The following is a 7,536-nucleotide window of genomic DNA, read 5'->3' on the forward strand; positions in this document are numbered from 1 at the left end:
GGCGGACCCGCGTGGCCGGGCCGGTTCACCTCGTGGCTACCCTGAGTTCCCGAGCTGGGCCCTCCTCACTGCTGACGGCGCCTGAGCCACATCCGACGACAGCGAACAGGAGAACGGCCCGACATGAACGCCCGTGTCCGCATCCCCCCGCCCAGCGCCCTGCCCCGCTGGGCGCGCCGCGCAGCTCTCGGCCTGGGGCTGGTGGTCTCGGGGCTGGTGGCACTCATCACACTCGGTGCGGTCATCCCGGCCATCCCCGTGCTCGGGTACTACGCGACCACCTGGGTCGGGCCCCGGCCCCTGTGGTACGTCGTCTTCGGCCTGGCCATCGCCGCGGGCGCGGTGGTGGCGTGGAAGCGCGGACGGCGCAGGACGGCGGTGTGGACCACGGTCACCTCGGCGGTCACCGCCATCGGCGCGGCCACCGTGCTGATCACGCAGCTGCTCTACGCCCACGCGCAGAACGTGCCGCTGTCCGCCGCCGACGTCCTGGCCGTGGACCAGCCCACGGCGCCGCCGGACCACGTGATCGCCTACGACCGTGTCGAGGGCCGGACGCTCAGGGCCGGGCTGTGGGCACCGCGCACGGCACAGCGCCAGGGCGACAAGCCCATGGTGATCTGGATCCACGGCGGCGGATTCGCCACCGGCAGCCGGGACCAGCGGGAGGGCGACTACCGCTGGCTGGCGAACCACGGCTACCCCGTGCTGTCCATCGACTACCGGCTCACTCCGCCACCGCGCTGGAAGGACGCCTCCGACGACGTCGTCTGCGCCATGTCCCGGCTCGCCAGGCAGGCCCGCCCGTACGGCGTCGACACCTCCCGCACCGTGCTGGTGGGAGGCTCCGCGGGCGGGAGCCTCGCGCTGAACGTCGCGTACGGGCTGAAGACCGGCCGTATCGCCAGCAGCTGCACGGAACGGCTGCCCGACCCGCCGGTGGCCGTCGCCGGGTTCTACCCCGCCTCGGACCTCAAGGGCACCTGGCAGGACAACGGCCTCATGGGCTTCGGACGCGAGATCACCGAGGCCTACACCGGCGGCACCCCCGCCCAGTACCCCGAGCGTTACCGCTACGCCTCCGCCACCAGCCGCGTCCGCCCCGGTCTGATGCCGTCCCTCCTGATCACCGGCGCCTCGGACCACCTCATCCGGCAGTCCCGGGTCCGCGGGCTCGCCGACCAGCTGCGCCGGGCCCATGACGACGCCGAGTTCAACGCCATCCCCTACAGCGACCACGCCTTCGACGACACGTACCACAGCATCGCCGGCGCGGTCGGCCGCAATCTGCTCCTGCGCTTCCTGAACGGCACGTCCTCCCGCGCCTGAGCGCTCTCAACCGGCGGCATCGGTGTCATCGGGGTCGGCCGGGGCGGTGAAAGGCGCGATGGGGGCGATGCCGAGGGCTCGCGCCGCCTCGTCCAGGGAGTCCCGACGCTGCCGGGCGTAGTGCTCGGCGGGGTCGTGTACGGGGCGCTCCAGTACTCCGGCCAGCCAGTCGGCGCCGAGGGTCGGCTCAGCCGTACCGGGATCGGCCACCGGCCGGGGCAGGACGTCCTCGTGGACGATCGGCTCCGCGGTGATCCAGCCGCCGTGGAGCAGCCCGGCCAGCCCGGCGGGCGGCCCCAGACCGTCGCGGCGGCGGGTTGCGGGGTCGGTGGCGTGGTAGGTGAAGTACGCGAGGTCCTGCCGGGCGAGTCCGGCCTCCGTGGCGGGCAGGCACATGGCCCAGATCTTGGCGGCGGCCTCCTGGCGGGTGAGCACCGGGTCGATGGCGAGCAAGCGGTCCGTCTCGGCCGTCATCGCGTCGTAGCGGGCCCGACCGGCGGGGGTGAGCGCGATGCCACGGGCCTCCGCCGCGCACCGCGGGCCGAAGGAGGTTCGGCGCAGCAGGATGTCCGGGCCGTCCCAGTGGGGCGGGCCTTGGACCTCGTCGGCGACCGCGACGCCGCGTTCCGCCATGCGCCGGTGCAGCTCTTCGAGATCGAGGACCCGGGGTGTGAGGTGGTCGAGGTGAGTCGGCGGGAAGGCGGCGGTTGCGAGTTCGATGAACCGCCGCGCGTCCTCGGGCGGCAGCCCCTGCTCGGCCTCGGCACGCTCGGCGAGGCCGAGCAGTTCCGGCGGGAAGATGTGCTGGCGGACTTCGGCGGTGGGGAAGCGGCAGTCGCCGGGGACCGGCACGGAGGTGCACACCCGGAAGGCGTCGCGGGCCAGTTCCGCGGGGTCCACCGGCCGGAACGCGGTCGAGACGACCGGGATGGGACGGGTGGCCGCGTCCCCCGGGCCGTACGCGCCCCCGGGGTCGTCCATGTCTTGCGCGCCGTAGAAGCCGACCGGGTGCATCCCGAGGGCGGCGAAGATCTGGCCCGCCCGGCGCAGTTCGGCGGGCGTGCCGACCCCGACGGCGGCGTGCCGCTCGGCGGTCACCCGCTCGATGCCGCCCAGCCGCTGTGCCGTGGCGCCGTCCCGGCCCAGTACATCGGCGTTGACCCGCGCGGTCATGTCCACGAGCGTGGTGTGGCCGGGCACCTCGCGGCCGTACAGATCGGAGAGGGAGCGGGCGAATCGCGCCCGTAGCTGCCAGGGGGGAACCGCGTTCATGGGGGTCCTTGTCCGGGGTGGCTCGGCTGTCCGCTGGCTCAGCCGGGGGTTGTGGCGAGGGGAGAGTCGACCCGGGCGCCGAAGGCCTCGGTGGTCCAGGTCACGAACTCCTCCGCCGCCTCGCGGATGGCGTCGACGGCCGCGGGCACCAGCGGATTGGGGTCCGTGAAGCGGTGCACGGCGAGGACCTTGCGGCGCGGGCCGCGGGTCCGCATGCGGCGCATCGTGATGGCCCGGTCGATGCCGAGGGAGAGCGCGGGGACCAGCGCGACGCCGAGGTTCTCCCGCACGATGCCGCGGATGACGTCGTAGTCGTTGCTGGTGAAGCGGACTTCGGGGCGGAATCCGGACTGGGCGCAGAGCCGCAGGAGGTTCTGGTGGGCGGCGGTGCCCTCCTCGTTGGTGACCCAGATGGCGCCGGACAGCTCGCACAGGTCCACGTGGTCCGCGTCGGCGGTGCGCTGTTCCGGGCCGCAGAGGACGATCAGTTCCTCGTCGAGGATCGGACGGAGCGTCAGTTCGCCCGGCCAGGTCTCGGGGACGAGGTCGTACGCGTAGACGAGGCCGAGGTCGGCCCGGCCCTCACACACGGCCAGGGCCACCTCCGTGGGGTCGCCGTCGTTCTGCAGGGTGATCTCGGCGTCGGGGAGCCGGGCGACCAGTCGTCGCAGTGCCCTGGGCAGGAGTCCGGCGCTCACGGTCGGGAACGCGGCCACTTTGAGCCGCCCCCGGTTGCCGTCGGCGTACCCGCGGATGTCCTCCTCGGCCTCCTCCAGCCGGGACAGCAGGGCGGCGGCGTGGCGGCCCATCTGGAGGGCGGCCGTGGTCGGCCACAGATTGCGCGGGCCGCGTTCGAAGAGCCGTACGCCCAGTGCCCTCTCCAGCGCGGCGATCTGCTGGGACACCGCCGAGGTGGTGTAGCCGAGTTCCTTGGCGGCCCCGCTGAGCGAGCCGGTGCCGAGCACCGCTTGGAGGGTCTGCAGATGCACCATGTTCAGCATGATCGTGTCCCGGGTGCCGTCGCCCCCGCGCACCCGCCGTGCAGCCAGCGGATGAGGGTGAGCGCGTCCCAGACGGGGCGGCCGGTGGCGGCCTTGATGGCGGCGGAGTAGGGCGGGAGGTTGGTGCATTCGAGGACGAACGCGCCGACGTCGGGGTGCTCGCCGGTCACGGCCTGTGCCACGGCCACCACCTCCGCCTCCGCGCGCGGGACGTCGAGTGGCTCGTCGTCGCCGGTGAGCACGTGGAAGAGGTGTTCGGTGTGTTCCAGACCGGCGAGGCGGACGCGGTCGCGCAGGGCGGGTCCGACGCCGACCGCTCGCAGATGGGTGTCGGTGAGCGTGGCCGCGTTGACCGTGAGCACACAGCACGTCTGGTCGTGGCGCAGGGTCTGGAGCACCAAGGGGACCTGGAGGAGGCTGGAGGTGGCCACCGGGACCCGCAGGGCGTCGGCGAGTTCCGGCTGGTGGACGGCGAGGAAGCCGCAGCAGGTGGTCACGGCGGCCGCACCGGCCTCCTGGAGGCCGGTGGCGGCGGCCGTCAGCGCGGGCAGCAGGCCCTCGGCCGAGCGCTCCACCACCTGGCGGGTGCCGGCCCCCGGGGCGACCGCCATGGCGACGGGGAAGTCAAAGCTGGCGGGATTGCCCACGTCACCGGCCGGGCGGGGAATCCGGTTGTCCAGCATGACGATCCCGATGTCCGCCATCGTCTCTACTCCTTCGTCAGTTCGGTGCGGTGGGTCTCCTTGAGCGCGATCACGCAGATCAACGAGATGACCGACGCGCCGATCACATACCAGGAGACTGCCATGCCCGATCCGGTGGCGGACACCAGCGCGGCGGCGACGAGTGCCGCCGGTGCTCCGGCGACCACGCTGGACATCTGGTAGGCCACCGAGGCTCCGGTGTAGCGGTAGCGCGTGGGGTACTGCTCGGCGTACAGAACACTGTTGAGCGCCCCGGTGGGACCGTAGCCGAACACGAGCGCCAGGATGATCGCCAGCGCGATGAGATACGGGTTGCGCGTGTCCAGCAGCCAGAAGAAGGGGACCGCGAACAGGGCGATGAACAGGGTGCCCGCGAAGTACACCGGCCGGCGTCCGATCCGGTCCGACAGCGCGGCGTAGAGCGGCATCGCCGGGAGCAGCAGCGCGGCACCGATGAGTACCCCGCTCAGCGCCCAGGACTGCGGCAGGCCCAGATCGCCTTCGACGTAGGACAGCGAGTACACGGTGAAGAGGTAGTAGCCGATCGTGGCCGCGGCCTGTACAAAGATCAGCAGGAGGGTCTGCTTCTTGGCGTGGCGCATCACCTCCGCGATGGGCAGCTTGGGCCGCTTCCGCGCGTCCTTCAGCGCCTGGAACTCGGGCGGCTCCGGCAGCCGTTTCCGCAGGTAGAGGCCGAAGGCCACGAGCAGGCCGCTGAGGAGGAACGGGATTCGCCAGCCCCAGCTGAGGAACTGGTCCTCGGGCAGCAGGGAGAACAGCGCCACCATGCCCGCGGAGGCCAGCTGCCCGGCCGGTACGCCGAGCTGGCAGGCCGACGCGTACAGCCCCCGGCGGTTCGTGGGGGCGCTTTCGACGATGAGCAGCGCCGCGCCACCCCATTCGCCGCCGAGGCCGATGCCCTGCAGCATGCGCAGGAACACCAGCAGGACGGGGGCGAGGACACCGACCTGTCCGACGGTGGGCAGCAGACCGATCGCGAAGGTGCCCAGCCCCATGATCAGCAGCGTGGTCACCAGGGCCTGCCTGCGGCTGAGCCGGTCGCCGAAGTGGCCGAAGAGGACGCCGCCGAGGGGACGGAAGAAGAAGGCCACGCCGAAGGTGGCCAGGGAGGTCAGCGTGCCCGCGGTGGAGCCGAGGTCGGAGAAGAACACCTTGGGGAACACCACGGCGGCGGCGCTGCCGTAGAGGAAGTAGTCGTACCACTCGATGGCGGTGCCGGTGAAGCTCGCCCGGGCGGCCCGCATGGCGGTCGGATGGTCGACCGCGGGGGTGGCGGAGTCAGGCGGCGTGGAGAGTGTTGCGTGAGCCTCCATGAGCGGATCCTTCCCGAAACCTGCAGGGGCTGTGAAGTGGGCGGATGAGCGAAGAGGGGGTCGGCGGCATCAGTAGACGGGGCGGCCTTCGGACCGTCCGGTCAGCACGGCCTCCCAGGGCGCGACGGGCGGCGGCGCGTCCTTGTGCTCGGGGACGGGGACGTGGACGACCGACGGTCCCTGGCGGTCGGCGGATTCCTTGACCAGCACTTCCAGCTGGGCGAGCGTGGTGGCCTTGGCGCCGGGGAGGCCCATGCCGGTGGCCAGCGGCACCGGGTCGATCGGCCCGGGGTCCACTCCGAAGTAGCGCTGTCCGAGGAACAGGTGCTGGAGCATTTTGATCCAGGCCATCGAGGTGTTGTCCAGCACGACGTAGGTGATGGGGAGCGCGAGGCGGGCCGCGGTCTCCCAGTCGCCGACGCCCATGGCGAGGCTGCCCTCGGTGGTCACGCACAGGACCCGCTCGCCGGGGTGGGCGACGGCCACGCCGATCGCCGCCGGGATCGCGTAGCCCATCGGCCCGTGGCCCCGGGGGATCACCACCCGCCAGCCCTCCCCCGCGCTCACCCAGTACGCCGAGAGGTTCGGCGTGGGTGTGCCGGGGTCGGCCACCACCCAGGCCCGCGGGCCGAACAGCCGGTGCAGGACCCGGATCACCTCGCGCGGCTGGAGCAGGCCCTCGCCCGGGTCCGGCAGCTCCTCGGCGGCGGTGCGCGCCCAGGTGTCCCGTACGGCGGCGATGCCCGCCTCCCGGGCCGCCCGGGACGCGGCGGGGGCGGCCGGGAGCTGCTCGCGCAGCTGGTCCAGTACGGTCGCCGCGTCGCCGACGAGGGGCACGCTGCCGGGGAAGTTCCGGCCCGCGCGGGAGGCGTCCGTGTCGATCTGCGCCACCCGGACACCGGGGTCCCGGGGCGGGGAGGTGTAGCCGTTGGTGTCGGTGGCGTTGGCCCGGCTGCCCACGAGGAGTACGGCATCGGCACCGGCCAGGTAGTCGTTGGCGTAGCCGCGGCAGCCGTTGCCGCCCGCCACGCCGAGGGAGAGTGGATGGTCCTCCGGGACCGCGCCCTTGCCGTGGATCGTGGTGGCCACCGGGAGTGCGCCGTGCTCGGCGAGCGCGAGCAGTTCCCGCCAGGCGCCCGAGGCGTGGACACCGCCGCCAGCGAAGATCACGGGCCGCTCCGCGCGGGCCAGGTCCGCGGCGACGCCCGCGACGGCGAACTCGGAGGCGGCGGGGCGGGCCGCCGGAAGAGCCGGATCGCCCTCGGGGACGGCGGCCGCCGCGTGTTCCTCCAGGACGTCCTCGGGGAAGATCAGCGCGACTGGCCCGGGGCGGCCGCCGGTGGCGGTGGCGACGGCCTCCGCGACCAGCGCGGGAATGTCCGCGGCGCGCTCGGCGGTGCGGGACCACTTGGTGACGGCGCCGAAGAGTGCTTCCTGGTCGATCTCGGTGATGGCGCCGGAGCCACGGCTGCGCCGGTGGATGTCGCTGGTGATGGCCAGGACCGGCACGCTGGACGCGCGGGCCTCGCCCAGGCCACCGGCCAGGTAGACGGCGCCACCGCCACTGGAGGCCTCGCACACGCCGATCCGCCGGTGCGTCCTGGCGTATCCGTCCGCCATGTAGCCCGCGTGGCGTTCGTCCCGGGCGAGCACGTGGCGCAGGGCGTCGGTGTGCCGCGCGAACACGTCGTACAGGACGACGCCGGTGTCGCCGGGGACGCCGAAGACGGTGTCGACGCCGTGCCGGACGAGTGTTTCGACGAGCAGTTCGGCCCCGGTCGGATTCGTGTCGCAAGCCATGGCGGGCTCCGTTCGGAAGACAGCTCGGAGGACGGCTCAGAGGACGGCTCAGAAAACGGCGGTTTCGCGTTCGAGCGCCCGGTCGGTGAACCGGGA

General features: G+C 72.9%; 6 protein-coding genes. 1 reads left to right on the top strand and 5 read right to left on the bottom strand.

Features of this window, described 5'->3' with window-relative positions:
• Positions 1-123 precede the first annotated feature (123 nt).
• Positions 124-1,329: an alpha/beta hydrolase gene (locus ACZ6CL_RS36755; protein WP_468944318.1), complete on the top strand. Its 1,206-nt coding sequence runs from the start codon at positions 124-126 to the stop codon at positions 1,327-1,329.
• A 6-nt stretch (positions 1,330-1,335) separates the two neighbouring features.
• Here the strand turns inward: ACZ6CL_RS36755 and ACZ6CL_RS36760 are convergent, their stop codons facing one another.
• The 5 genes from ACZ6CL_RS36760 to ACZ6CL_RS36780 form a co-directional block, all read right to left on the bottom strand.
• Entirely contained in the window at positions 1,336-2,601 is a 1,266-nt protein-coding gene (locus tag ACZ6CL_RS36760; protein WP_468944321.1) for a 2-oxoadipate dioxygenase/decarboxylase family protein, read from the bottom strand.
• A gap of 38 nt (positions 2,602-2,639) precedes the next feature.
• Entirely contained in the window at positions 2,640-3,593 is a 954-nt protein-coding gene (locus ACZ6CL_RS36765) for a LysR family transcriptional regulator (protein ID WP_468944324.1), read from the bottom strand.
• 2 nt (positions 3,594-3,595) lie between these two features.
• Entirely contained in the window at positions 3,596-4,306 is a 711-nt protein-coding gene (locus tag ACZ6CL_RS36770; protein WP_468944327.1) for an aspartate/glutamate racemase family protein, read from the bottom strand.
• A 5-nt stretch (positions 4,307-4,311) separates the two neighbouring features.
• Complete coding sequence (locus ACZ6CL_RS36775) at positions 4,312-5,640, bottom strand: MFS transporter (protein WP_468944329.1); 1,329 nt, start codon at positions 5,638-5,640, stop codon at positions 4,312-4,314.
• Between the two features lie 69 nt (positions 5,641-5,709).
• Complete coding sequence (locus ACZ6CL_RS36780; protein WP_468944331.1) at positions 5,710-7,440, bottom strand: thiamine pyrophosphate-binding protein; 1,731 nt, start codon at positions 7,438-7,440, stop codon at positions 5,710-5,712.
• Between the last annotated feature and the right edge of the window lie 96 nt (positions 7,441-7,536).

The sequence above is a fragment of the Streptomyces sp. NPDC041200 genome (assembly GCF_055591805.1).

Bases quoted from the DNA above. Each gene is read 5' to 3' on its own strand.
- ACZ6CL_RS36770 (WP_468944327.1), bottom strand. From the start codon at position 4,306: ATGGCGGACATCGGGATCGTCATGCTGGACAACCGGATTCCCCGCCCG.
- ACZ6CL_RS36755 (WP_468944318.1), top strand. From the start codon at position 124: ATGAACGCCCGTGTCCGCATCCCCCCGCCCAGCGCCCTGCCCCGCTGG.
- ACZ6CL_RS36780 (WP_468944331.1), bottom strand. From the start codon at position 7,440: ATGGCTTGCGACACGAATCCGACCGGGGCCGAACTGCTCGTCGAAACA.
- ACZ6CL_RS36775 (WP_468944329.1), bottom strand. From the start codon at position 5,640: ATGGAGGCTCACGCAACACTCTCCACGCCGCCTGACTCCGCCACCCCC.
- ACZ6CL_RS36765 (WP_468944324.1), bottom strand. From the start codon at position 3,593: ATGGTGCATCTGCAGACCCTCCAAGCGGTGCTCGGCACCGGCTCGCTC.
- ACZ6CL_RS36760 (WP_468944321.1), bottom strand. From the start codon at position 2,601: ATGAACGCGGTTCCCCCCTGGCAGCTACGGGCGCGATTCGCCCGCTCC.